Here is a 25,315-nt window from a genome sequence, read left to right as displayed (position 1 = left end):
AGGATTAAAAGAATCTTGGTGACAATGCCCTTTTTTTCAAGCCGTCTAGATTGTAGGTTAGTATAATTTCATGAGAACCATCGTTATAGTTTTCCAGGCCAGTGACCGAATAATCATACGCATAGCCCAAAAAGAAATTATCGGTAATATGGAATCCCGCCAAAGCACTAATGGCATCATCATACCTATAGGCCAAACCTAGACTTAGACGTTCACGCAAAAGAAAATTGGCGGAAACATCTACGGACAAAGGCGCCCCGGAAACTATTTTGGCCAATATGGCAGGTTTAAACTTAACGGATTCACTGATATCAAACACATAACCGGACATTAGGAAATACTGACTCTTTCTTTCCGTTACCGTGTTATCATCATCTTTATAAATACGGGAGTTAAGCAAGTTATTGCTTGATATGCCTACATACCATTTAGAACCAAAATAAAATGCCCCCGCCCCAACAATAGGCCTAGTCTCACTAAGATTTTCTTGAAATACGGGATCTAATTCATTGGAAAAATTTCCTTTGGAATAATCTATATTGAAAAAATCCAACCCGGCGTTTAATCCAAATGACAAAGTGGTCGTCTCCCCGGTTTTAATGTGGTAGGCAAAATTTGCATTGACCTCCACGTTGTTAGACGCTCCCAAATTATCGTTCAGAACGGTCAATCCAACACCAATCCTATCCTTGACCAGTCCATGGGCAGAAAAGCTTTGGGTTTCCGGTGAACCATCTATACCCACCCACTGTGACCTATAGAGTAAGCTTGCGGCCAATTTACCTTGAGTACCCGTATAACCGGGGTTCAAGGTTTGGGTATTGTACATATATTGAGTGTATTGTGGCCGTTGCTGCCCTCTGACCACTGTGGTCGTCAGGAACAACAAGCAGGCAAAAGATGCTATAATCGTTATATAATTCTTCATGTGATTAATCGTTTTTGGTTTTGAGATATTTAAATGTGTTCAAGATTACCTGGCAAGTTGCAACCAACCAACCAAATCACGGTTTAGTTCAGGTATGTTCACTACATAATAATAAGTACCGGCCGGTAAATGTTCCCCAGCTCCAATTACTCCATTAACATTGGCTATACCATCCCAATTATTTTGGTAATCTTGGGTCTCAAAGACCAAGTTCCCGTTCCTGTTATAGATCTGTAGGGTATTGGCATAGTCCGTTATACATTCAATCTCAAAAAAATCGTTGTATCCATCTGCGTTTGGTGAAAATTCATTGAATACCTCAAGACAAAATTCCGCTCCTAGTACCTCACCACAACTCTTGGTAGCAATTTCCTGTGTCATGGAAGTATTTTCCGCACAACCCTTAGCGCTTGTAAAGGATACTTGTATAGATGTATTCTCCAAGCTGGTCCATGTTACGGTTACATAATCATCCGTTGCGGCTCCCCCATCGGTAATCGTTCCGCCATTTACGGCCCATATATAATTTTCCTGACCGCTTACTGTGGTATAGGTATATGAACGCTCCATACATGCATCTATAAGCTCACCGTTCAATACTATGGAAGTGTCCTCAAAAACAGTTGCATTAATTTGAAGCCTGTCTTCGCTTTCACAGCCATTCTCTATACTTGATACGTAGTAATCCCCACTTACAAGAGGATCCGTTGGATCGAGCATAGTACCGTTTTCAGGACTATCATAGAAAACAACGTTGTCCTGATCCACTTCTAAGTCACCAATTACCGGATTTGTATTCTCACAAAAAGTCTGAGCATCATTTGTTGTAGTTGGTGCATCTACCGTAATAATCGATACCGCAATCCCTATTCTTGCATAGACGGATATAGGAATATTCAATAATCCCATATAATATACTTGGCCATCTACCAATGGGGTATCCATACCCAATACCCTACCTCCTACCAATGCATTGAACAATACGCCATCTACCAAGGACAATTCCAAATCCAATAAGGTAGGATTGTCCGAAGCACAAAATACTTGTACTACATTGCCCAGTGGCAATTCTGGAATTGGTAAGGGTAATTGGTATGAAGAATTACAACCTCCTGATGATATGGTCAATTCTACTTCTTGGTCCGCATCCAAAAGAACATCCAAGCCATTTACCGCTACACTATATTCCAAATTTTGGTCTAATGTACCTATGTATTCAGTGCCGTTCACTTGCAAGGTCAACTCATCTCCTTGAGCCACATCCCCAGTAACCGAACCTTCTAATTCAATACCGGAATTTTCTGTATTGATGTCGTATACATCCTGTAAACTTATGACCGTTTCCAAGGTGGGTACTGCCGTAAAGTTAGAATCCATTAATGTTACGGCCACTTCCTTTGGTTCACCATTTTCATTATCACAGCCAGCAACCGCACGCTCCAATCCTACATAAAAATTATAAGGGGAGTTGATATCGCTCAAACCACTAATGGTCAATGTACCGGAATCTGAAACGGCATAGGAAACATTGCCTACTACCAAACCATCGACAATAGGGTTGGTTTTATTTTCATCAAAATACCACTGATACGAACCACTTATTGCACTAGACGGAACAAGAACCACGTCACTGGAGCTACATATCGGGCCATCTGCACCGAATACATTAATATCGTCTGCGGTAGGTCTATCCAATACATTGATATTGATGGTTGCCTTTGCGGTTTCCAGCAAACAGCCTATTCTACCCACTGCCACGTAAAATGTGGTGTCCGCATTAAGTATACCGGTATCGAACGACGCACCGGATTCTACGGTGTCCAAGAGGTTACCCCCTGTCAAGGCATCGTACCATCTAATTTCCAAATCAACATTATTCTCCAATGTGGCCAAAATATCCACACTTGTACCCGAACAAATAGAGATTTCTTGGGAATCAATTGTTATATCGTTTGCGCTGGATAAGTTTAAAAGTTCGGAAATAAAGTCGACCGTATTGAGCAAAAGACTGGCTTCCAAACCTGTTTCGGTTGCGGTAACAGTTACCTCCCTTAAATCTCCCGGGGCATTTTCACAAAAGGCACTTTCTTCAATTAAGCGGGCATAAACGCTGAACGTATCAAAGTTTTCCTGTAAGCCAGTAATATCAAGTATTCCATTAGAACCTATGGTATATGTAACACCATTGACCACTTCCCCATTGGTTATTTCATTTGACGCTCCTGCGTCTAAAAACCATTTGAACGCACCCGCAATAGTACTGGTAGGCGTTAAGGTCAACGTACCTATTTCGCAAATACCGTCATTGGTAATTTCTACATTAATATCATCTGCAGTAGGAACCGAAACAACATTAACCACCACTTCTAACAATGATGATAAATCCGTACAACCTTTATCACGTGCTGCAACAAAATATGTAGTTGTCTCCGATAAATTTGTTGGTACAAAAGGTTCTCCGGAATCAAGAACTTGCAGTTGCGCCCCATCTTCACTGAACCAAACCAGTTCCTCGTTAAGTTCATCTGAGGCCAAGGCTACTAAATTGGCATCTGTACCTGCGCAAATAGTAGTATTGGTCATGTTGGTATCCAATGTTGGTTCAGCCGGCGCCTTTCTAATATCATAGATACGAATACGTTGATCTAAACCAATACCCACTAAAGAACTTAATTCCAAGGTCAACCTATCTATAGGAACACCTGGAGCAATTGGAACATCTACCCTGCCATTTTCTGCCAATAGCCCCAGAAGGTCTAGATTAAGTAAATTATTGGCATCTTCCTGAAAAACTGCGGCTGAAGATCCATTATTTGCCCTTATCTCAATATTGTTCAATAAACCAACTTGTAATAATGAGGGATCAACACCCAAGGTGATATAGAATACATCATCCGCATTTGAAACCGTATCAAAATAAAAAGTTTGAGATAGTGAGGCAGCAACGCCCACAATTCCAAATCCCATCTCAGCATAGGTGTCGCTAGTGTCATCTATTGCCAGTTCCGGATTACTTACCCCTGCCCCACTAAGCTGTAGAAGATCCAAGGTTATACCCGTACCATCAAAAGAAGTATAGGCAGCGTTTAAACAATTGCCTAAGGTTGTGTTATCCATAAAAGCGCCAAAAACATCCAGGGATTTTTCAGAACCCAGCCCAGCTAAGGAACCTGTTCTATTGGTAAAACGAATTCTATTATAGGCTGAAATAGGTGAAATGGACAAAAAGTATTCGCCGTTTTCATTAGTAACAACCCGCATTTGATCTGTGGTAAAAGCACTACTTAAAGCGGAATCATTGGTTAGAATTACGGTGTTGTCGTTTTTAACCTCAACGCTAAATTCCTGATTTCCCAAAATTACAACCCCAACAACATCGGCCAACAGCCCGCCCAAGTTTCCCCCTAACAAGAATGGCAGTAGTTCATCTTCGGTATCTAAACGTACATAACTGGTCTGTAGCGCCGGAATCTCGTTGGCATACTCCAGTTCCAGGTGTCCAGAATAGGCTCCTAAACCTAGGACTAGGCCAGAATTGGCTCTGATGGTGGCGTGTGTAGAAAGGTCATCATCAATTGCCCTGTTCGAGAAATCAACTTGAGATTCACTACTGATGGTCTGGGCAAACTGTTGTTGTCCAAAGGCAACTTCCGCACCTATCAACATGCTGATTAGTGCAAGGATCAGTAGAAAACTATTTGGGTAATTTTTTTCCATATCGCTATATTTATAAGAATTTTCTTACAAATATAACGTGGAGATATTTATTTGATTTTATTTCGAATTGTCTTTACGATATCCTGAAGATAAACGTCGATAAAGTGTATAACAATATCGACAAAATACACTTCACATCAAAATATTACGAATTTTACTAATTAATTGCACTATGATTAACTAAAACTCAATATAAAGCTTTAAAAATCAGAAATCTACATTAAGCTTTAAAATGGGACAAAGTAAAAAAAGGTATAATCTTATTTAATAAAGACTTGTGTAAAATAAATCATACCGTTTGCATCTGCATAGACAGAGATGGCCGTGGCATCAAAATCGCCCTCTATATTCTTAAGGTGGCTTGGGCTATTCAACCAAGCTTCAAAGACACCTTGCGCAGTGGCAAAGTTCCTCCCTACGTTTTCAGATACCTTGACCGCGTTGAATTCCTCAGAAAGCGCAGATGATCTTTGAGCAAAATTATCATGGCTTATCTCTTCCTTTGAAATCATGTATAAATTGTGTTCCGTAGTATAGGCTTGGGCACGGGTGTCATAGGATAAGGAAGAAAGTCCCAATTCTATCCTGTAATCGTTAACTAGTTCAAATATCTCCAATTCCATTTCGCTATTGGAAACGATCAACGCTGTGGAATTGATCTGCTCATCAACAAGCTCTTCCTTACTACATGAGCTGGTCATCACTAATATCAACATTAAGAACAGTATTGGAAATTTCATTTTAACTTGCTTTATCATTAATTACACTGTAAAGTTAGGTGTGATATAAAGCTTGTTTGGAGAAACTTCGTGCAATGGACATTAAGTGTCGCTAAGAGGTTAATTCCTATGGATACTGTAGTATTTAACCGTCAACATATAAAAAGTTAATCGGATTTTTTGACCGTTAATCTGCTGTAGAAGTTAGGCGTATTATTTTCGTAGATGAAATATAGTAGAAATTATTAAAGACGATATTCTGTATAACGCCATAAAGGATGTAGTAAAAGAAAATAAGCATTTTAAAAGTCCCAAAGGCCTAAAATAAAACGGGACAGAAATCATACTAATAAAATAGCGTATTATTTAATGAAAACTTGCGTAAAGTAAATCATACCGTTTGCATCTGCATAGGCAGAGATGGCCGTGGCATCAAAATCGCCCTCTATATTCTTAAGGTGGCTTGGGCTATTCAACCAAGCTTCAAAGACACCTTGCGCAGTGGCAAAGTTCCTCCCTACGTTTTCAGATACCTTGACCGCGTTGAATTCCTCAGAAAGCGCAGATGATCTTTGAGCAAAATTATCATGGCTTATCTCTTCCTTTGAAATCATGTATAGATTGTGTTCCGTAGTATAGGCTTGGGCACGGGTGTCATAGGATAAGGAAGAAAGTCCCAATTCTATCCTGTAATCGTTAACTAGTTCAAATATCTCGAGTTCCATTTCGCTATTGGAAACGATCAACGCCGTGGAATTGATTGGCTCATCAACAAGCTCTTCTTTACTACATGAGCTGGTCATCACTAATATCAACATTAAGAACAGTATTGGAAATTTCATTTTAACTTGCTTTATCATTAATTACACCGCAAAGTTAGGTTCGGTATAAAGTAGGTTTAGTGAAACTTCGTGCAACGGACAATAAGTGTCGATAAGAAGTAAATTCTTATAGATAGTGTAGTATTAAACGTTCATACTTAAAATTGCTAATCGGATTTATTGGTAGTTAATCGGGTTTCAAAGTAAGAAGTAGGTATTATAAATGCACAGAGTTAAAATGAACGTCAAAAATGACTTTTGTTTCTTTAAAAGTTGAATAACTTACTATGGTAATTTAAGAGTACATAAATTTATAATACCTTGCACAACTAAATCTTCAAAGTATGACCAACAATGATATTTTTAAAAAATTAAGAGTTGCATTAAAATTTAGGGACGATGATATTGTAGAAATTCTTCAATTAGTAGATTTCAAAATTTCAAAAAGTGAACTTGGGGCTTTTTTCAGAAAAGAAGATCATCCTAACTATATGGAATGTGGAGACCAAGTGCTGCGCAATTTTTTAAATGGCCTGGTAATCCACTTAAGGGGCACTAAAGAAAATCCAAAGATACCGGGAGAGGTTTTATTGGCAATGTCCTCATCAACCAACAAGCCCGTAAAGAAATTCAATACAAGGGAAGATTTTAAAACAAAGCAACTTAAAAAGGTGGACAAAAGCATTGACCAAGTAAAGTATAAAAACAAAAAAAAATCCTGAAACGTTGTCTTGTTTCAGGATTTTAGCTTCTTAAATAGGTGGTTTACGCCTTTATACGAACTGGTATAGTGTAAATTTTACCTTCTTCAACTTTGCTCAAATCTACTTTTTTGTAATTCAAGCTATTTTTCACAAATCGCTCCATTCTTTCATATTGACTATCTACGGACAATACGACGATTTCGCCTTCGCTGTTTAATGTAAAACGAACTTGGGCAGTTAGGTCAGAATCAATTTCCGAAAAATTGTTGTTGGCCAACATCACTGAAATCTGTGAAGAAAGACTTTTGGCAGGACCGATATCCGTGTTATCGTTTGCCATTACATTACCTGTTGCGAATAAAACTGCTGCTACTACTACTAAACTTAATTTTCTCATGACTTTTTGTTTTTTTCCCTGGAATATCCAAAGAATGATTAATAATTGATTGATGATGTTATATTATAAAGACGATAATACATTTAGTTTGTTACGGCAAAAAATCATTTTAACAATTTTTTAAAATTTCAAATCTGTTTCAACTTTTTACTTAAACTCAAATTACATCCGTAAATATTGGGGAAATACTAATTTAAACCCTCATAATTCATGAATTCCTAATATTTAAATAAAATTGAATTTAACGTCAATTTCACATTTGCTGTATATAATGGTATTGAATAAAAGGAACTGAATAAGGATATTCAAAAATTTTGGACAAAAAAAAAGACCATCTAATTGATGGCCTTTTTCAATATAAACTAAAATCAGGTAATTTTATTCAGCTAATACTTCCTTAACCTTATCCGCAGCTTCTTGGAATTGTACGGCAGAATGAACAGCTAGGCCAGAATTATCAATAATCTCTTTGGCCAATTCTGCATTGGTTCCCTGTAACCTTACAATAATTGGCACTTTCATGGCATCTCCCATATTCTTGTAAGCATCTACTACACCTTGGGCTACACGGTCGCAACGTACTATACCTCCAAATATATTGATTAATATTGCTTTTACGTTTGGATCTTTTAAGATAATCCTGAAAGCCTCCTCCACTCTTTTGGCATCTGCGGTACCGCCTACGTCCAAAAAGTTTGCAGGCTCACCACCGGCCATTTTAATTAAATCCATTGTTGCCATTGCAAGACCGGCACCGTTCACCATACAACCTACGTTACCATCAAGGTCTACATAATTAAGACCTACTTCCCTTGCTTCTACTTCAATAGGGTTCTCTTCCCTTAAATCGCGCATTTCAGCATATTGCTTCCTGCGGTAAAGTGCATTATCATCAATAGAAACCTTAGCATCTACCGCCATAATCAAATCATCAGATGTTTTAAGAACAGGATTGATCTCAAACATACTTGAATCACTTTCTACATATGCTTTATACAATGCAGCTACAAACTTTGTCATCTCTTTAAAAGCAGTACCGGAAAGTCCAAGGTTAAAAGCTATCTTTCTTGCCTGAAACCCTAGTAACCCCGTTGCAGGGTCTATCTCTTCTATAAAAATCAAATGTGGTGTATTCTCTGCAACCTCTTCTATATCCATTCCACCTTCAGTAGAATACATGATCATATTTTTACCGGTAGCCCTGTTAAGTAGCACCGACATATAAAATTCGTTAGTTTCACTATCTCCTGGATAATACACATCCTCGGCTATCAATACCTGATGAACTTTTTTACCCTCGGCAGAAGTTTGCGGGGTTACCAAATTCATACCAATGATCTGATTTGAAATTTCCTCTACTTCCTTAAGGTTCTTGGCCAATTTAACACCACCCCCTTTTCCACGACCACCTGCGTGAACTTGAGCTTTAATAACATGCCATCCTGTTCCGGTTTCTGCGGTCAATTGCTTGGCGGCATCAACGGCCTCTTTTGCATTATGGGCAACTATTCCTCTTTGGATGCGCACCCCAAAACTTGCTAATATCTCTTTTCCTTGATATTCGTGAAGGTTCATATATATGGTGATTTTAATTGTTTGACAAAAATAGGAAACAGGAGGTTATAATCTAAAAATACGGGTGATTAATTGGATATTCTGTAAAAAAATAATGGTTCATGTCCTATATGCATAGCCAAATACCACAAATTACACCTAAAATTAACCCTATATATCTATATTTTTAAAATCCAATGGGTCAAAATTTTTAAAATGACCATTGAGCTCTATAATTTTTTTGGTACGTTCCACTTGTCCTAGTACTGTTATCATAGAGGTCAAATGTAGACTGATAAAATTTAAACGGTCATTTTCATTCGGTATTTGCAACAATTGATATTCCTGTTCAAAGGATAGACCTATTTTATGTGCCAAGGTAAAACTATTGAATTCATTGACCTTGATTTCCTTAAAAGGAACTTCCATCATAGCATATAACTGTTGAATACCTTCTAAAACAGTTTTTTTCTTTTCCGCACTGGCTTCATAATCATAATCGATCAACTTAACGATTCCCCCAGCATATAATTTACCGGACATTTTAAGGTCAAAGTCCAACAACTTAAAAACTTGCCTTGCCACGCACACTACATCCATCTCTCCGCTATCATAAGTGGTAACCACTTCCACAAGCTGTACCTCAACACCGTATTCCATTTTATTATTGATGTATACAGGAATTCCAAATGTTATTGCCTCATCACGGCAGTCATTGATCAATTGTTTATATCGCTCTTCAAAAATATGTAATGGCACGGTCTCCCCGGAAAGAATATAGACTGTAAAGGAAATAAAGGTAATTTCATTATATAAAAATACAAAGGTATTTGCCTTGTGGCAAAACAAAAGAAATATCAAATTGTTTTAAATAACACAATTTGTTATTTTAATCATTTTTCTGTTATTTTTTTTGCCACATTCCATTTAGAAAACTAAATTCGTAAAAAAATGATCGTATGAATAACGAGGATTTATTGCAAATAGCAAAAACCTACGGTGATCCGGTATATGTTTATGACTCGGGTAAAATAGTGTCTCAATTTAATAGATTGACAAAAGCTTTTGGATCGGTAAAGAAATTAAAACTGAATTATGCGGCCAAGGCGTTGTCCAATATTACAATATTAAAATTAATGAATAGTCTGGGCAGTGGTCTGGATACTGTTTCCATACAAGAGGTACAATTAGGGTTAATGGCCGGATTTAAACCCGAATCGATCATTTTTACACCTAACGGGGTTTCTTTGGAAGAAATAGAAGAGGCATCAAAACTTGGTGTTCGCATCAATATAGATAACCTTTCCATATTGGAGCAGTTTGGTAGTAAACATCCAAATGTACCTGTTTGTATAAGGATCAACCCACATGTAATGGCAGGTGGAAATTCAAATATATCAGTAGGCCATATAGACTCTAAATTTGGAATTAGCATTCACCAAATTCCTCATTTATTGCGTATTGTTGAATTGACAAAAATGAATATTAATGGTATACACATGCATACCGGAAGCGATATTTTGGATATCGATGTGTTTTTATATGCATCTGAAATATTATTTGATACGGCCCGTAATTTCAAGAATCTTGAGTTTATAGATTTTGGTAGTGGTTTTAAGGTACCTTATAAAGAAGGCGATATTGAAACCAATGTTGAGGAATTAGGCAAAAAATTAGGAAGTAGATTTAATGAATTCTGCAAGGAATACGGAAAGGACCTTACATTGGCGTTTGAGCCTGGTAAATTTTTAGTTAGTGAGGCCGGTCTATTCTTGGCGAAAGTAAATGTTGTAAAGCAAACGACATCTACCGTTTTTGCCAGTATAGATTCTGGATTCAATCATTTAATTCGTCCTATGTTGTACGGTGCAACGCACACCATTAAAAACATCTCCAATCCAAAAGGTAGGGAGCGGTATTATTCCGTTGTAGGATATATCTGTGAGACGGATACTTTTGCAAGCAATAAAAGAATAAATGAAATTACCGAAGGAGATATTCTTTGCTTTAAAAATGCTGGGGCCTATTGTTTTACAATGGCAAGTAACTACAACTCAAGGTTTAGACCACCAGAGGTACTTTGGCATAAGGGCAAAGCTATTCTTATTAGGGAAAGGGAAACTTTTGATGATTTAATACGCAACCAAGTGGACATTAAGGACTTATTTGCCGTAAAAGAAGTTGAAAAAGTAAAATAAAGGAAAGGAAAAAACGTTAGTTTTGGTATAGTTGTTGGACTAACCATTAAAAAATTATGAAACGACCTTTCTTTTCCTCTACCAATATAATTTTAGGCCTTGCTTTCTTATTAGGTACATTACAAGGTTTTGCCCAAGAAGTCAAATGGCTGACTTGGGATGAGGCCGCAAATTTGAGCGCAACCGTTGAAAATCCTAAAAAAGTATTTATTGATGTGTATACGGATTGGTGCGGATGGTGTAAGAAGATGGACAAGGATACCTTTCAAAATCCTGAAGTTGCCGCATATATGTCTGAAAACTACTATATGGTAAAACTTGACGGAGAAGGAAAAGAGCCCATAGTCTATAAAGGAAAGACCTATAAATTTGTACCGTCCGGCAGAAAGGGATATCACGAATTTGCAGCCACTTTGATGCAAGGTAGATTAAGTTACCCAACCACTATATTTTTAGATGAGGAACTGAATATGCTTTCACCGGTACCAGGATATCAAAAACCAAAACCATTTTTGAACATTGCCCGTTATTTTGGTGACGACATTTACTTGGAAAAGGATTGGAACACTTATGCGGGAAAACCCGGGAAATAATAAATAATTGATATAATAAAAAAAGAGGTCTATATGACCTCTTTTTTTTTGCTTTTATTTCTTGTAAATCCCTATCTACTATAGTTAGGACTCTCTTTAGTAATGGTTACATCGTGTGGGTGGCTTTCATTAATACCACTAGCCGTAATTTTTACGAATCTACCCGTGTCTTGTAATGTTGCTATGTCTTTTGCACCACAGTACCCCATACCCGCACGTAATCCGCCAACAAATTGATGTATACTTTCATAAAGCTCTCCTTTATAAGGTACACGCCCAACAATACCTTCCGGCACCAATTTTTTGATATCATCTTCCACATCTTGAAAGTATCGATCTTTACTACCTTGTTTCATAGCTTCAACAGAACCCATACCACGGTAAGACTTGAATTTTCTACCTTCATAGATAATAGTTTCACCCGGGGATTCTTTGGTACCTGCTAAAAGCGATCCTAGCATCACCGTATCCGCACCGGCCGCAATAGCCTTTGGAATATCACCCGTATAACGAATACCACCGTCAGCAATGACCGGAACTCCAGAACCTTTAATAGCGGCAGATACTTCTAATACCGCAGAAAATTGAGGAAAACCAACACCTGCAACTACCCTAGTAGTACAAATAGAACCTGGTCCTATACCTACCTTTACGGCATCTGCACCGGCTTCAACCAAATACTTGGCAGCCTCACCTGTTGCTATATTACCTACAATAACATCTAACTTTGGAAACTTCTTCTTTACCGCTTTCAATACTTCAACCACCCCCTTGGTATGACCGTGTGCCGTATCTATAATGACCGCATCTACACCTGCATTTACCAAAGCTTCTGCCCTATCAACAGCATCGCCAGTAACTCCTAATGCCGCAGCTACACGTAAACGCCCATATTGATCTTTATTGGCGATTGGTTTTTGAGTCAACTTTGTAATATCCCTAAAAGTAATTAACCCTAAAAGGGTATTATCTTTTGATACTACGGGTAACTTTTCAATTTTATGTTGTTGCAAAATATCTTCCGCTTCGGATAAAGAGGTGCCCTCATCTGCGGTAACCAAATTCTTTGAAGTCATAACCTCAGAAATTGGTCTGTCGTTATTTTTTTCGAAACGTAAATCTCTATTGGTAACAATACCCAAAAGTTTTCCATCTGCATCCACAATGGGAATACCACCTATGCTGAACTCTTTCATACTTGCCTTGGCATCTTTCACCGTAGAATCTAATGGCAAGGTAACAGGATCCAAGATCATACCGCTCTCAGCTCTTTTAACCTTTCTTACCTTCATGGCTTGTTGCTCAATAGTCATATTCTTGTGCAAAACACCAATACCACCTTCTTGAGCCATGGCAATTGCCATTCTAGATTCGGTAACCGTATCCATCGCAGCAGAGATGATAGGTACATTGATCGTAATGTTTTGAGTAAATTTTGTCTGAATACTTACTTCTCTTGGAAGCACTTCAGAATAAGCAGGTACTAATAATACGTCATCGTATGTTAGACCTTCTCCTAGAATTTTGTTTTGGTGGGCTTGCATAGCAATTAAGGATTTAATTGCGTGCAAATATAGTGAATAAAGTTGGGATATCTATCTTACTCAATACCTTAACAATCACTTCATATTCAGAGCCTCTTTTAGTCCGATAAAAAATGGATGACCCATGTCAATCATTAATTGAATTATAGCTTAAATTGTAAGGTTGCATAAAAGGTTCTAGGCTCTGAAGGTATGATACCCGGACCCGGATAACCAGTTGCCCTTCTGGTAAAATAACTATTGTCCAAAACATTATTTATACCGGTTTCCAACTTCCAATTTTTAAAGACATATGATAATGAAAAATCCAAAATATCATACGCCGGAATTTCCCCTTCTATACCACGTTGATTGTCGTTAACATCTTGCAAAGCATTGGTAGCATCTGTAAACTGACTTGACAAATACGTATATTGTAAACTACCCAATATATTGCCATAGCCAAAATTAAGACCGGTCTTTAAATTTACATCTGGTATAAATTCCACTTTGTTACCTTCTACATTGGTTTCTTCCGAAGACAGATACTCAGAATTGGTCAAGGCCAAATTCATGAAATAATTCAGTTTTAACTTATCACTAGCCGAAAAGAAAGTTTCTTTTACGCTCCAATTGGCAAAACTTTCCAAACCATACATAAAAGCGGTACCAATATTACCCCTGAACCGAACTATACTACCCGTTTCTACTTCTTCTCCCAAGGCATTGGTTTGTGTTTCACTTTTTAAAATCTCACCTAATCTATTATCATACAACAAGCTGAACGCACTTACGTCATAAGACAGTACATTTTTATGTCTGCCACGAAAACCTATATCTGCCGTAAAGCCATCTTCATCAGAGATATTTTCATCTACTTGAAAAGAAGGGTTGACCACCCTGATATCACTAAATGTTACCGACCTATAGTTTTGAGAAAAATTGCCGTAGAACTCAACACTAGAATTCAATTTATAAGTAGCACCCAATCCTAATAACAAGAAAGTTCTATCAAATTCCCTATTATCTTCCACTTCCTCATTTAAGAGTGGATTACCAGCCAAATCAAGTACAATATTCTTATAACTACCAATACTTTCCGTTTTAATATGCTCTAACCTAAAACCAGGTGTTAAAGTTAATTTAGGACTTATATTAAAGATATTTTCTCCAAAAAAAGCCAAATTAGAATTGGGAAAATTAAATTGAGATTGTCTTTCATAATTGGGAAACTCATCATCTGCAAAATTAAAATCTGCATTCGCCGCCGATGTCCCCGGACCTTGCCTTTGATCATTGTCCGTCCTATAGATTTTTGACCCGATCAATAATGCAGATTCAGTATCACCTAACTTATATCGTGTTAATAATCTTGCCTCTGCACCCCAGTTTTGAAAATTATCGATCAATAATTCCCTTGGCTCCTCAGGGTCATCTGGTTGTGATACTCTGTTCGTTCGAAAACCAAGTGCACTTCTAGAAGCATCCAATCCAAAAACATTTAAACTAAAATCCGTTTTTGAAGTGAATTTATGATCTAGACGGACTGAAAATAATTTCCAATCTACATCAAACCAGTTTCTTTCCCTATTACTAAACGTTGGATCCTCAATAAATTGAGCATCTGTAAGACCGCCAGGCTGTTTGGCCAAATAATTTAAAAAAGTGGTTTCTACAGTTACCTTTGTTTTGTCCGAAAATTGATAGCCCACATGTGCAAAATAATTTCTACTGTTATAATCTGAATTTGGTCTAAAACTATTTCCCTCCTTATAATTGAAATAGGTGTAATAACTGAACTTACCAACTGTACCACTTAAGCTATTAAACGATGTTTTTAAATTGTAAGACCCCAAAGTCTGTCTACTGGTCCACTCTATTTTCTTACTGGAATTTGGCTGCTTAAATTTAAAATTGACCAAGCCGCCAAATTGCGTTCCATACTGTAAAGAAGCTGCCCCCCTAACCACTTGAATTTCTTCTAAAGCTTCTGCCGGTGGTGTATAATAACTTTCTGGGTACCCTAAAACATCTGCGCTAATATCATAGCCGTTCTGTCTTGTATTAAAATTTGCCGTTCTATTGGGATCAAGACCTCTACCACCAATATTAAGTTGTAAGCCTGCATCTCCATTATCGTATATATTTAAACCTACGACTTGACTATAAATTTGTCTGGGATTATTGGCCGCCAAATTACCCGTAATACCGTCTAATAAAACAACCTCATTTTTTTTACCGGCGTATATGGCAGTACCATCTACTTTCTTCAACTGTTTTAGGGCAAAAATTTCTTGGCGTTTTTGGGTTATTACCACCTCTGATAAGTTCTGGACCTTCAAAGGATTCATGACAGGGTTGAATTCGGTATTGCCATTGATAGTTACATCTTGTTCTATAATTTCAAACTCGTAAGCGAAAACTACAATAGTATAGATTCCTGCCGTTAAGTTCTCTATTAAAAACGCACCTTCATTATTGGTGATTTCCAAGCGTTCTAATTCTTTGATATACATTTCGGCATCTGGAACAGGGTTCCCTTCTATATCTGTTACTTGACCAGAAATAGTGAGTTGACCAAATACCGGAAATGATACTAATAATAAAAGTAAATAACTAAATTCCTTTAATTTCATCTTTAAATGGTGTTATCCAATGCTTATGTAAAAAAGACTCTTTTTGTTTTGCCAAATCTATGGTAGGATCAATAAACTCTGTACTTAACCTCCCATTGAGACTAACTTGGCAATTTACGAATACCTGCACATTCTTATAGCCATCTTTCTCAAAATGGTTTTTTAGAAAATGCGCGTATTCCAATATAAAATCTGGCTGAAATGCCATTTGTTTTTCTTGAAACGGAGTTATAAAATCAGTGTTATCCACATAAAACCACCGTCCAGATTCTTGGTCCACAATTTTAAATTGGGCGTAGCCAGATTTTTCCATTAGCATAACACGCCACGAAAAACGGTAGCCTTCTTCTGTCCAAAATAATTCTCCGGGATAAAATAGATACCTAAAAGGTATGGCCAGTTGTAGCATAAAAAATAGAACAACTACCATATGCTTCAACCTAAGCTTAAATGATGACCGCTCATTAAAAACTGTTTGATTATTAAATCTAGCACCGTTTATTTTGAATACTTTAAATAAAAGCCTCAATATCTTAAGATGGACTTTTGCATCAAAAAATATTAAAGCAGAAACGATCATAACATATGGGAACATACCAATAGGGAACAAGACCCTAGTTAGTACGTGAAAAATGACCACCATTACAAATGCATATGGTCTTGTTCTCTTATATAGCAGTAAAAAAGGGATAGATAAATCGTAAATTGCCCCAGACCAGCTAAATAAAAATTGCACCCATTCTTCTCCCAAAAAACTTCCGATAAAAGGAGTATCGAACTTGGCGGGCAACCAGATTTTTAAGGGCATAGCGTTTAACAACCAATCTGAATTTAATTTCGCCAGTCCGGCGTAGAAATAAACAATACCTAAAAGCAACTTAATACTATTAACTGTCCAGCTGGGAACATATTGAAAGCACTTTTTGGGGTTTAAATAAGCATCTAGGGAATAGTTTGCGTTAGCTGGCAAAAATATCATTAAGAAGCTCAGAATACTAATAAAGTAATAATGGTTTAAGTATGTTGTTTTATCCATTAGCTCTATATACGTAAAGCTCAAAAAGAAAATGATAATACTTAATTTATAGCGATAACCAAGAGCTACCAAAACTGCCGCCAAGCCACAAATCACAAAAATAAGGTAGGTATAAACACCTAATGGTTTTACCCATTCAAACCCGTAATAAGAAAAGAAGAATTGTGGTTTAATATAAAGTTTATCGATCCAGCCATAACTCCAAAACCTAACAATACTAAAAAGCATCATCAGACCAAATAAAATACGAAAGACCGCCAAAGGGGCGGTCTCTATAGGAGCTTTTATATATTTAGCTATTAGCGATTCCATTAATCACCATCGGCATCAACAAAATCAATACTAATACTCATTGCTGAAACCATATCTACCTTTAACATAGGTACGGCCTTTTGAACTTCATCATAAGCCAATAACATGGAGGTTGGCGGATTGCTGTTCTCAATTTCAGCTCTAAACGCAGAAAGATCAAGCACCATATTTTTTGCCGTATTAAATTGATCATTGATCAAAGTAGACAAATCCTCTCCATTTTTTAAGGTATTCAATGCATCTAGATAAGATGCCAAACTTTCACCTTGAGTACTTGAATTAAAATGATTACCGTTAAAAAAGTCTTGAACAGCAGATAAACCTTCTAAAAACAAATCGTTAGAAATAGTAGCTTCATAATAAGCCTCAACATTTCTAGGTAAGGTACTACCGGAAAAAACTCCTAAAGGAATTCCCATTTTACCAGCTCTTAAATACTTCTCGTAATAAAAAATATAGTCGTTTACCATACGATCAACAGATGCTGTAGATGATGCTCCGTCATTGGCAACAAATGTATCTCTGTAACCATTTGTCCAATCAGATACCACAGTTTCTGTCAAAGACTGCATATCCATCAAGACATCTTCGGTATATTGTAGGTAAGCCTCTTTGTTGTCTCCATTATAGAAAGCAAGTATATCCGTATCGGTATCACCCAAGCCGTTCAATAAGTAATCTAAAGCAGGGAATCCTTTAGCGCTTCTGTTAGAGGATAAGGACAAGTCATAACTTCCATTGACAATAAATCCATCAATCTTCTCATTATCCGTTGGATATATATTCATGTTTAATTGAAAACCAACCGTTTCGGCCGGACCAATTTCAAACAACTCAACATGTTGCCAAGCTTTATAAGCGTTCAACCATGAAGCACGCAAAGCAATTAAATTACCTTCATTGGCATCTGCTTTAAACGTATTGAATGTATTCAATAAATCATCCATATCCGCAGTAAAAGCTTGATATGAAGGGATAATAATATTATCTGCCCAATTGACCAACATTGTACTGCGCTCAAAAGAAACCTCCTCTACCGGATCAACAATTACGTTATCATCGGTTTCACTATCATTGGAACATGCCCATACTAAGGTCAGAACACAAAGAATCCCAATAATCTTTTTCATCTGTTATTTTTATTTATTCTAATTAAATGCAAAAATAAAAAAAGCAATTCATTCTAAATAAGATTGAATTGCTTTTTTTATCGACTTTAGACCAAATTATTCTGCAGCCTGCTCTAAGGTAAAATTAAACTTAGCCGCAATATCAGCAGAAATAGCATCTAATGTAGTTGCTTCCACATCCCAAAGTCCGTTTTCTCCGTCATCCATTAAATCTACAAGAAACGCATCAACTTCTTCTTTTGTAAAATAAGGTTCCGTAGAATTGGGTTTTCTTGTAAACTGTAGGCTGTATACAAAACCGTAACCTTCAGATAAATCATGAAAAGCTCCACCATAATCAGGTGTTTCTTGATCTAAACTATTTTTACCTTGCTGTAAATAGTACACGGCTCTAATACCGATAACTTCAGAAAGTTTCTCCCTAATTATTTCGGCTTGTGCATCTCTAACATCATATTGCTTAGCAACAATTGCAGCCCTACCTAATTTAAATGCTTGAAAAATTTCATCGGCAATGCCCGCAAAATCGTCATCTCCTTCTACTCTCCCAATATATTTATTTAAAAAACTATCTGCACCTAAGTCATCATTAGGGTTTGCAGCATCTGCATTTAAACCATACACGTAACCGTAAGCCTCATCCCACTTATGTTCCATATTGGTATAGACTTCACCTTCAACTACTACATTAGCATCATTATCAGCAACGTTATCACCTTCATCCAACACGGCAGTACTTAAGTAGTTATTTACAACTTGATCTATGGTAAGCGCTCCAATTAAACCTTTATTAAAAGCTTGGTTATATTCCAACCCTTGCGCATTAATGTATCTAGTAGAAGAACCGTCTGCTATTTGCCCTGCCGTACCTGCTGCTGCAGCAACTTCCCAGTTTGGGAATACCTCATCTACTTGAGCAGAGATCCAACCATCAAAATCCGCTCTGATCACAGCTTGATCGGTAGCATTAGTTGCAAAGAAATCTACAGAGGCAGCTGTTTTACTTCTTACACTTTTATCAGATGCATTTAAATCTGCATCTTCAAAATCGTTAGCGCCTTCTTCATGGGCATACATACTTAATATTTGCTCGGAAGTTGAAGTTACATCTGTAAATGCGCTCAAAATTTCGTCACCCATTTTTAATCTCGTAGTCTGACCACCAAAGCTAACCGTACTTTCATTATCCCTTGTAAATGTATAAGAATCTGGATTATCTATTGTAGATTCAATAGGGTCACAATCACCATCAACACATTCTGACAATTCTAATCCGTCATCATCGGAACTACATGAAATAAATAATAAACTAGCAATAGATGATAACAATAATAGGTTCTTTTTCATTTCTCTTTTATTAAGACTTATTTTAAATAATGCGCAAAACTATAACATGTTTTAACATTACACAACCTTATCTATATTAAATCTAAATTAATTTAACTTTTTAATAATGTAGCCAGAAGAAATACAGCAAGTAATTAGTGATATTGGGAAAAAAGCTCGGTAGCTTTGTTATATGCCGCTTCAAAAGTCATGGCATTAACGCCGGTAGCAACTTTTTGAGAGGTAAAATACGATAACATTTTCTCCGTAGGCATGTTACCGGTTAAATCGTCTTTGGCCATAGGACAACCACCAAAACCTTGGATAGCACCATCAAACCTTTTACAGCCAGATTCATATGCCGCGGCAACTTTTTCATGCCATTTTGTGGGTGTGGTATGCAAGTGCGCACCAAACTCAATATTTGGGTATTTAGGGATTAAGTTGGAAAACAAATAAGAAATAGTTTCTGGATCCGAAGATCCTACCGTATCGGAAAGCGATAAAATCCGTGCTCCCATTTTGGCCAATTTCTCTGTCCACTCACCCACAATATCAACATTCCATGGATCGCCATAAGGATTTCCAAATCCCATGGAAATATAAGTGACCACTTCTTTATTGGCTGCATCAGCAAGATTAAATATTTCCTGTAATGTCTCTACGGACTCCGCTATGGTCTTATGTGTATTGCGCATTTGAAAATTTTCCGAAATGGAAAACGGAAATCCCAAATAATCAATTTCAGGATGGGAAACGGCATCTTCGGCTCCACGAACATTTGCCACTATGGAAAGTAACTTAGATTTGGTTTTCGACAAATCCAATTTAGACAAAACCTCTGCAGTGTCTACCATTTGCGGTATTGCCTTTGGCGAAACAAAGCTCCCAAAATCTAACGTATCAAAACCACAACCTAGTAAAGATTGTAAATACCTCACCTTTTGTGGGGTAGGTATAAAATCCTTGATACCTTGCATGGCATCACGTGGACATTCAATGATCTTGACCTTGGTATTTGACATGATGTAAAAATACGAACTCTAAATAAGTAAGTTGGGTAATTTCTTCTAATTACTAACTAAAAAGTAAATAAATGGCGATACCAACAAATACTACGATCTGCACCCATTTTAATATGTAGCCAGTACGCTCATTTGCTGTCAAAAAGGTTGACACTTGACCCGACAATAATGCGATACCGCCAAAAACCATGGAAGATATAAAAATGAACAAAAAACCTAGGATGTAGAATTGAAACGCTGTGCTCAATGTTTCCGAAAAAAGAAATCCAGGAAAAAAGGCTAGAAAAAAAATAGTGACCTTGGGGTTTAAAACATTCATTATAAAACCTTGTTTATAGAGCGCCAAATAGCTTTTTGAATTAACCGAAGTTTTTGTTATCTGAATCCTATCATCGCTTTTATAGACCATTAATGCCAAATAAATTAAATATGTGGCACCAAAGAACCGGATCATATTAAAAATTACAAAATTGTTCTTTATTAGAACCGAAACCCCTAAAGCCAAAAGTGTTGTATGCACTAAACAACCTGTCATAAGTCCTGCAACAACGGCCAGTCCGTATTTTTTGCCATTACCCATACTTTGAATCAACACAAAAATATTATCAGGGCCCGGGGACAGGGACAGAAAAAACGTGGCCATTGAAAATGCCAGTAAAACCTCGTAATTCAATTGTATAGCATTTAGTTAATATTGAAAATTACGAATATGGTTTAATTCGTCCTATTTTTAATATCTTGTTTAAAATTAATAAAACCATGAAAATTAAAATAGTAGTATTTCTGGCAGGGTTGGCATTTATAGCTAATGCCCATGCCACAACACCTCAAAAATTAAATGAAAAAATTATGACCAAGACCGATAGTCTTTTAAGACATGTAGTTCTTTTTAAATTTAAGCAAGGGACTACCACGGAACAAATAGATAAAGTTGAAGCGGCTTTTAGTGCCCTACCATCTAAAATTGAACAAATACAAGGTTATGAATGGGGAACAAACAATAGCCCAGAAGGTCTGGACAAAGGATTTACCCATGCATTTTTCCTTACCTTTAAAAGTGAAGAAGATCGCGCCATTTATTTACCCCATCCAGACCACAAAGCATTTGGGGCGGTTTTGAGCCCACACTTAGAAGATGTACTTGTCATTGATTATTGGACCAAATAAATGCATTAAAAATTACGAAAGCCTTTAGGTTTTATATATCTAAAGGCTGCTTTATTTTAAGAATCAGAGTTAATTTAACTAGCTAAGACTTTTTCAGAAGTTTCTGGTTTATTTCTTTGATAAGTGCAGGACCTTCATACACAAAACCTGTCCATAATTGTATTAAATCTGCACCAGCCTCTAGTTTTTCTATGGCATCCTGTGCAGAATGAATACCCCCTACACCAATAATAGGAAATGCCTTGTTGCTTTTTTCCGCAAGGAAACGTATAACTTCTGTACTTCTATCTTTTAAAGGAGCACCACTCAATCCACCTTTTTCCTCGACCAATAAGGCATGGGACTTTAAGTTATCCCTTGAAATAGTGGTATTGGTAGCAATTACCCCATCTATACTTGTAAGGCTTACAATATCAATAATATCATATAATTGACTATCCGTAAGATCTGGCGCAATTTTCAGCAAAATAGGTTTACGCTCCGTATTCTTTCTATTACTAAGCTTTACATTCTCTAATTGAAGTTCGTTCAATAAAGCGGTAAGCGGTTCCTTATCCTGCAACTCCCTTAACCCTGGGGTATTAGGTGAACTGACATTGACCACAAAATAATCCACATAATCAAAAAGGGCATCAAAACAAATTAGGTAATCTTTAATGGCCTCATTGTTAGGGGTAACTTTATTTTTACCGATATTACCGCCTATAAGTACATTATGTTCCTTTTTTAAATTCTCCACTGCTTCAAAAACCCCTAGATTATTAAAGCCCATACGGTTAATAATTGCCTTATCGGCTTTTAGTCGAAACAGTCTTTTTTTTGGATTGCCTGCTTGCGGCTTAGGGGTAAGCGTACCTATTTCTATAAAACCGAATCCAAAATTTGAAAGCTCGTTGTAGAGAACCGCATTTTTATCGAAACCTGCAGCTAGACCAACAGGATTCTTAAATTTTAATCCAAAAAGTTCACGTTCCAAACGCTTGTCCTGAACCAAGAACATTGACCTTATAAGTCCGGACAATCCTATTCTGGACAGAAACTTTATGCTTGAAAAACTTAAATAATGAACTTTTTCCGGGTCTAACAGAAACAGAATAGGTCTAATGAGAAGCCTGTACATTGAATTATTTTAGGTGCTACAAAAATACAAAAGTGTAATTGAAATTCTATTGCAATTCAGCATCAGTTTTTATGGTAAAGACTATCTGAATATACCTTTGGCTCCACTAAAAAAGGAGAGCGCGATGCTTCTTTGCAAAGCGATTGGTATAACTGATATTGCTTAGGGTTGAATAGGGCCAACATTCTTTTGTCCAACATGGTTTGCACCCTTGCCATACTGTCCATGACCTCCTTATACTTTTCTGCCAAATTTCGCAATTCCGTTACCGTACTTTGTGGATGTCGCTCTTTAATGTTCCGTAATTCAGTATTAAGCAGCCCATTCCTATATTTTACCTCGGCACCAAAATTTAGCAGTTGTTGTTTTTGTGCTTCATTCAATTGAAAGACATTTGAAATTACCGTGTCATTGGTTACCCCCACGCCCAATACACAATCTGCTTGAGCACATATATAGGAAACATTGAGACATAACCATAGTAAACTAAAAAAACCTGTTCGCCGCATTGTATATAGTATAGAAACTTAGGTTTACTAAATTACAATTTATAACCCTATTTTTGATAAAACCATTTTACTATGCAACATATTATTGACCGCTTTATCAGTTATGTCACTATTGACACCCAGAGCGACCCTACATCAGAATCTACCCCAAGTACAGAAAAACAATGGATTTTAGCCCATAAATTAGTGGATGAACTGCGTAGTATTGGTCTACATGATGTCACCATAGATGAGAACGCATATATAATGGCCACATTACCGGCCAACGTGGAACACGAGGTACCTACAATAGGATTTATTGCCCATTTTGATACATCGCCAGATTTTTCAGGTATGAACGTGCGTCCTCAAATAATCGAAAATTACAATGGACATGATATTATACTGAACAAAGAAAAAAACATTATACTTTCCTCTTCTTATTTTGATGATCTATTGCAATATATAGGTCAGACGATTATAACTACGGATGGCACTACCCTATTGGGCGCAGATGACAAAGCTGGTATCACGGAGATTGTAACCGCAATGGAACACTTAATACACAATCCGGAAATTAAACATGGTACCATTAGAATAGCTTTTACGCCAGATGAAGAAATTGGAAGAGGCGCCCATAAATTCGATGTGGAAAAATTTGGTGCCCAATGGGCCTATACCATGGACGGTAGCCAATTAGGGGAATTGGAATATGAAAATTTCAATGCGGCAAGTGCAACTATTTCCATCTCGGGTAAAAGTGTTCATCCGGGCTATGCCAAGGGTAAAATGGTCAATGCGGTGATCATTGCCAATAAAATTATTGAAGATCTTCCCAGACACGAAATCCCGGAGGAAACTACCGGAAGGGAAGGATTTTTTCATGTTCATACCGTAAATGGTGAAATTGAAAATGCCACTATTGAAATGATTATTAGAGATCATGATATGGACCATTTTCTTCGGAGAAAAGAACTTATACGGGCAATTGTAAAAAAGTATAATCAAGCATATGACGATTGTATAACCTTAGAGATCAAAGACCAATATTTTAATATGAAAGAAAAAGTGGAACCTGTGTTCCATATTGTAGAAATTGCCCAGAGAGCTATGGAAGACATTGGTATTAAGCCCATCATAAAACCTATACGCGGAGGCACGGACGGTTCCCAACTTAGTTTTATGGGCCTGCCCTGTCCCAATATTTTTGCCGGAGGACATAATTTTCATGGTAAATATGAATACGTACCTGTAGAAAGTATGCAAAAGGCCGTAGAAGTAATCGTTAGAATCTGTGAACTGACCGCAAATAGATAATAATGGACAAGCAGGAACTACTACATAAATTTTACACTGAAGATCATCGATTTAATATAGGGGTCAATGAGTTAAGGGCATTGATATTAGAAACAGGCCTACAAGAAACGTATAAATGGAATTTCCCCACTTATACGTTAGACAACAAAAATATTGTAGCCATATGCAAGTTCAATGCCCACTTTGGAGTCTGGTTTTTTAATGGGGTATATCTTAGCGACCCCAATAAGGTATTGGAAAATGCCCAAGAAGGAAAAACAAAGGCCATGCGGCACTGGAAATTCCACTCCGTTGAAGATATAGATTTCCAGACCGTAAAATCCTATGTATTGGAAGCAATAGAAAATCAAAAAAAAGGACTGCAAATGGTTCCTGAAAAAAAAACACCTACTCCACTTATAATTCCTTCCCATTTATTAGCCGCCTTGGGTAAGAACACCGATTTAAAAAAAGCATATTATACCTTAAGCCCATATAAGCAAAAGGAATATGCCGAATATATTGCCACTGCCAAACAGGAAAAAACCAAATTGTCCAGACTTGAAAAATCTATACCGCTAACTTTAGAAGGTAAAGGACTAAATGACAAATACCGATAAGACGT

The 25,315-nt window shown here is 37.0% G+C and carries 22 protein-coding genes; 6 read left to right on the top strand and 16 right to left on the bottom strand.

Annotated elements, in window-relative coordinates:
* Window positions 1-4 precede the first annotated feature (4 nt).
* The 4 genes from Q2T41_RS15310 to Q2T41_RS15295 all read right to left on the bottom strand — a co-directional run bounded on the left by Q2T41_RS15310 (window position 5) and on the right by Q2T41_RS15295 (window position 6,206).
* A complete protein-coding gene (locus Q2T41_RS15310) occupies window positions 5-928 on the bottom strand; it encodes a PorP/SprF family type IX secretion system membrane protein (protein ID WP_304436786.1) in 924 nt (307 codons plus the stop codon).
* 45 nt (window positions 929-973) lie between these two features.
* A complete protein-coding gene (locus Q2T41_RS15305; protein ID WP_304436785.1) occupies window positions 974-4,645 on the bottom strand; it encodes an Ig-like domain-containing protein in 3,672 nt (1,223 codons plus the stop codon).
* A 260-nt stretch (window positions 4,646-4,905) separates the two neighbouring features.
* Window positions 4,906-5,385: a CAP domain-containing protein gene (locus Q2T41_RS15300; protein WP_304436784.1), complete on the bottom strand. Its 480-nt coding sequence runs from the start codon at window positions 5,383-5,385 to the stop codon at window positions 4,906-4,908.
* Window positions 5,386-5,726: 341 nt separating this feature from the next.
* A complete protein-coding gene (locus tag Q2T41_RS15295) occupies window positions 5,727-6,206 on the bottom strand; it encodes a CAP domain-containing protein (protein ID WP_304436783.1) in 480 nt (159 codons plus the stop codon).
* A 323-nt stretch (window positions 6,207-6,529) separates the two neighbouring features.
* Between Q2T41_RS15295 and Q2T41_RS15290 the strand changes: the two genes are divergently transcribed.
* Window positions 6,530-6,907, top strand: coding sequence for a DUF1456 family protein (locus Q2T41_RS15290; RefSeq protein WP_089259720.1), 378 nt, complete (start codon window positions 6,530-6,532; stop codon window positions 6,905-6,907).
* Between the two features lie 43 nt (window positions 6,908-6,950).
* Here the strand turns inward: Q2T41_RS15290 and Q2T41_RS15285 are convergent, their stop codons facing one another.
* From Q2T41_RS15285 to Q2T41_RS15275, 3 genes are all read right to left on the bottom strand, one after another.
* Complete coding sequence (locus Q2T41_RS15285; RefSeq protein ID WP_089259719.1) at window positions 6,951-7,286, bottom strand: hypothetical protein; 336 nt, start codon at window positions 7,284-7,286, stop codon at window positions 6,951-6,953.
* Between the two features lie 378 nt (window positions 7,287-7,664).
* Window positions 7,665-8,861 carry an ADP-forming succinate--CoA ligase subunit beta gene (gene sucC, locus Q2T41_RS15280; protein WP_304436782.1) on the bottom strand — a complete coding sequence of 399 codons (1,197 nt, stop codon included), beginning with the start codon at window positions 8,859-8,861 and terminating at the stop codon, window positions 7,665-7,667.
* Between the two features lie 150 nt (window positions 8,862-9,011).
* Entirely contained in the window at window positions 9,012-9,701 is a 690-nt protein-coding gene (locus Q2T41_RS15275) for an LON peptidase substrate-binding domain-containing protein (protein WP_304436781.1), read from the bottom strand.
* A 98-nt stretch (window positions 9,702-9,799) separates the two neighbouring features.
* Here Q2T41_RS15275 and lysA point away from each other — a divergent pair, with 98 nt between their 5' ends.
* Complete coding sequence (gene lysA / locus Q2T41_RS15270; protein WP_089259716.1) at window positions 9,800-11,038, top strand: diaminopimelate decarboxylase; 1,239 nt, start codon at window positions 9,800-9,802, stop codon at window positions 11,036-11,038.
* Window positions 11,039-11,094: 56 nt separating this feature from the next.
* On the top strand, window positions 11,095-11,631 hold the full coding sequence (locus Q2T41_RS15265) for a thioredoxin family protein (protein ID WP_304436780.1): 537 nt from the start codon (window positions 11,095-11,097) through the stop codon (window positions 11,629-11,631).
* Between the two features lie 71 nt (window positions 11,632-11,702).
* Here Q2T41_RS15265 and guaB read toward each other — a convergent pair whose 3' ends face one another.
* The 7 genes from guaB to Q2T41_RS15230 all read right to left on the bottom strand — a co-directional run bounded on the left by guaB (window position 11,703) and on the right by Q2T41_RS15230 (window position 21,292).
* On the bottom strand, window positions 11,703-13,175 hold the full coding sequence (guaB, locus tag Q2T41_RS15260; RefSeq protein WP_304436779.1) for an IMP dehydrogenase: 1,473 nt from the start codon (window positions 13,173-13,175) through the stop codon (window positions 11,703-11,705).
* Window positions 13,176-13,318: 143 nt separating this feature from the next.
* Window positions 13,319-15,790 carry a TonB-dependent receptor domain-containing protein gene (locus Q2T41_RS15255; RefSeq protein WP_304436778.1) on the bottom strand — a complete coding sequence of 824 codons (2,472 nt, stop codon included), beginning with the start codon at window positions 15,788-15,790 and terminating at the stop codon, window positions 13,319-13,321.
* The gene (locus Q2T41_RS15250) at window positions 15,771-17,138 is read right to left on the bottom strand and encodes an HTTM domain-containing protein (protein ID WP_304436777.1); all 1,368 of its coding nucleotides are present in this window, start codon (window positions 17,136-17,138) and stop codon (window positions 15,771-15,773) included. The genes Q2T41_RS15255 and Q2T41_RS15250 overlap by 20 nt, the downstream gene beginning before the upstream one ends.
* Window positions 17,138-18,268, bottom strand: a complete 1,131-nt coding sequence (locus tag Q2T41_RS15245) for an imelysin family protein (RefSeq protein ID WP_304436776.1) — start codon at window positions 18,266-18,268, stop codon at window positions 17,138-17,140. The genes Q2T41_RS15250 and Q2T41_RS15245 overlap by 1 nt, the downstream gene beginning before the upstream one ends.
* 96 nt (window positions 18,269-18,364) lie before the next feature.
* Complete coding sequence (locus tag Q2T41_RS15240) at window positions 18,365-19,615, bottom strand: DUF4856 domain-containing protein (RefSeq protein ID WP_304436775.1); 1,251 nt, start codon at window positions 19,613-19,615, stop codon at window positions 18,365-18,367.
* Between the two features lie 134 nt (window positions 19,616-19,749).
* The gene (locus tag Q2T41_RS15235; protein ID WP_304436774.1) at window positions 19,750-20,619 is read right to left on the bottom strand and encodes a hydroxymethylglutaryl-CoA lyase; all 870 of its coding nucleotides are present in this window, start codon (window positions 20,617-20,619) and stop codon (window positions 19,750-19,752) included.
* 52 nt (window positions 20,620-20,671) lie between these two features.
* Window positions 20,672-21,292, bottom strand: coding sequence for a LysE family translocator (locus Q2T41_RS15230; protein ID WP_304436773.1), 621 nt, complete (start codon window positions 21,290-21,292; stop codon window positions 20,672-20,674).
* 176 nt (window positions 21,293-21,468) lie between these two features.
* Between Q2T41_RS15230 and Q2T41_RS15225 the strand changes: the two genes are divergently transcribed.
* On the top strand, window positions 21,469-21,786 hold the full coding sequence (locus tag Q2T41_RS15225) for a Dabb family protein (RefSeq protein ID WP_304437460.1): 318 nt from the start codon (window positions 21,469-21,471) through the stop codon (window positions 21,784-21,786).
* An 82-nt stretch (window positions 21,787-21,868) separates the two neighbouring features.
* Here Q2T41_RS15225 and Q2T41_RS15220 read toward each other — a convergent pair whose 3' ends face one another.
* Together Q2T41_RS15220 and Q2T41_RS15215 are read right to left on the bottom strand one after the other, a co-directional pair.
* Window positions 21,869-22,906, bottom strand: coding sequence for a quinone-dependent dihydroorotate dehydrogenase (locus tag Q2T41_RS15220; protein WP_304436772.1), 1,038 nt, complete (start codon window positions 22,904-22,906; stop codon window positions 21,869-21,871).
* 62 nt (window positions 22,907-22,968) lie between these two features.
* Complete coding sequence (locus Q2T41_RS15215) at window positions 22,969-23,415, bottom strand: hypothetical protein (protein ID WP_304436771.1); 447 nt, start codon at window positions 23,413-23,415, stop codon at window positions 22,969-22,971.
* Between the two features lie 72 nt (window positions 23,416-23,487).
* Here Q2T41_RS15215 and pepT point away from each other — a divergent pair, with 72 nt between their 5' ends.
* Together pepT and Q2T41_RS15205 are read left to right on the top strand one after the other, a co-directional pair.
* Window positions 23,488-24,711 (top strand): peptidase T, encoded by a 1,224-nt coding sequence (gene pepT, locus Q2T41_RS15210; protein WP_304436770.1) that lies wholly within the window; start codon window positions 23,488-23,490, stop codon window positions 24,709-24,711.
* A gap of 2 nt (window positions 24,712-24,713) precedes the next feature.
* Window positions 24,714-25,310 (top strand): YdeI/OmpD-associated family protein, encoded by a 597-nt coding sequence (locus tag Q2T41_RS15205; RefSeq protein ID WP_304436769.1) that lies wholly within the window; start codon window positions 24,714-24,716, stop codon window positions 25,308-25,310.
* The last annotated feature ends 5 nt before the right edge of the window (window positions 25,311-25,315 follow it).

It is taken from the genome of Maribacter confluentis, from assembly GCF_030505015.1.
Classification (GTDB): domain Bacteria; phylum Bacteroidota; class Bacteroidia; order Flavobacteriales; family Flavobacteriaceae; genus Maribacter; species Maribacter sedimenticola.
The sequence above is the reverse complement of the archived record's forward strand: the minus strand, read 5'-3'. Positions and strand labels throughout refer to the sequence as shown.

What these genes read in the sequence shown, in the direction of transcription:
- Q2T41_RS15310 (WP_304436786.1), bottom strand. Translation starts at nt 928, where the DNA reads ATGAAGAATTATATAACGATTATAGCATCTTTTGCCTGCTTGTTGTTC.
- Q2T41_RS15305 (WP_304436785.1), bottom strand. Translation starts at nt 4,645, where the DNA reads ATGGAAAAAAATTACCCAAATAGTTTTCTACTGATCCTTGCACTAATC.
- Q2T41_RS15300 (WP_304436784.1), bottom strand. Translation starts at nt 5,385, where the DNA reads ATGAAATTTCCAATACTGTTCTTAATGTTGATATTAGTGATGACCAGC.
- Q2T41_RS15295 (WP_304436783.1), bottom strand. Translation starts at nt 6,206, where the DNA reads ATGAAATTTCCAATACTGTTCTTAATGTTGATATTAGTGATGACCAGC.
- Q2T41_RS15290 (WP_089259720.1), top strand. Translation starts at nt 6,530, where the DNA reads ATGACCAACAATGATATTTTTAAAAAATTAAGAGTTGCATTAAAATTT.
- Q2T41_RS15285 (WP_089259719.1), bottom strand. Translation starts at nt 7,286, where the DNA reads ATGAGAAAATTAAGTTTAGTAGTAGTAGCAGCAGTTTTATTCGCAACA.
- sucC (WP_304436782.1), bottom strand. Translation starts at nt 8,861, where the DNA reads ATGAACCTTCACGAATATCAAGGAAAAGAGATATTAGCAAGTTTTGGG.
- lysA (WP_089259716.1), top strand. Translation starts at nt 9,800, where the DNA reads ATGAATAACGAGGATTTATTGCAAATAGCAAAAACCTACGGTGATCCG.
- Q2T41_RS15265 (WP_304436780.1), top strand. Translation starts at nt 11,095, where the DNA reads ATGAAACGACCTTTCTTTTCCTCTACCAATATAATTTTAGGCCTTGCT.
- guaB (WP_304436779.1), bottom strand. Translation starts at nt 13,175, where the DNA reads ATGCAAGCCCACCAAAACAAAATTCTAGGAGAAGGTCTAACATACGAT.
- Q2T41_RS15255 (WP_304436778.1), bottom strand. Translation starts at nt 15,790, where the DNA reads ATGAAATTAAAGGAATTTAGTTATTTACTTTTATTATTAGTATCATTT.
- Q2T41_RS15250 (WP_304436777.1), bottom strand. Translation starts at nt 17,138, where the DNA reads ATGGAATCGCTAATAGCTAAATATATAAAAGCTCCTATAGAGACCGCC.
- Q2T41_RS15245 (WP_304436776.1), bottom strand. Translation starts at nt 18,268, where the DNA reads ATGAAAAAGATTATTGGGATTCTTTGTGTTCTGACCTTAGTATGGGCA.
- Q2T41_RS15240 (WP_304436775.1), bottom strand. Translation starts at nt 19,615, where the DNA reads ATGAAAAAGAACCTATTATTGTTATCATCTATTGCTAGTTTATTATTT.
- Q2T41_RS15235 (WP_304436774.1), bottom strand. Translation starts at nt 20,619, where the DNA reads ATGTCAAATACCAAGGTCAAGATCATTGAATGTCCACGTGATGCCATG.
- Q2T41_RS15225 (WP_304437460.1), top strand. Translation starts at nt 21,469, where the DNA reads ATGACCAAGACCGATAGTCTTTTAAGACATGTAGTTCTTTTTAAATTT.
- Q2T41_RS15220 (WP_304436772.1), bottom strand. Translation starts at nt 22,906, where the DNA reads ATGTACAGGCTTCTCATTAGACCTATTCTGTTTCTGTTAGACCCGGAA.
- Q2T41_RS15215 (WP_304436771.1), bottom strand. Translation starts at nt 23,415, where the DNA reads ATGCGGCGAACAGGTTTTTTTAGTTTACTATGGTTATGTCTCAATGTT.
- pepT (WP_304436770.1), top strand. Translation starts at nt 23,488, where the DNA reads ATGCAACATATTATTGACCGCTTTATCAGTTATGTCACTATTGACACC.
- Q2T41_RS15205 (WP_304436769.1), top strand. Translation starts at nt 24,714, where the DNA reads ATGGACAAGCAGGAACTACTACATAAATTTTACACTGAAGATCATCGA.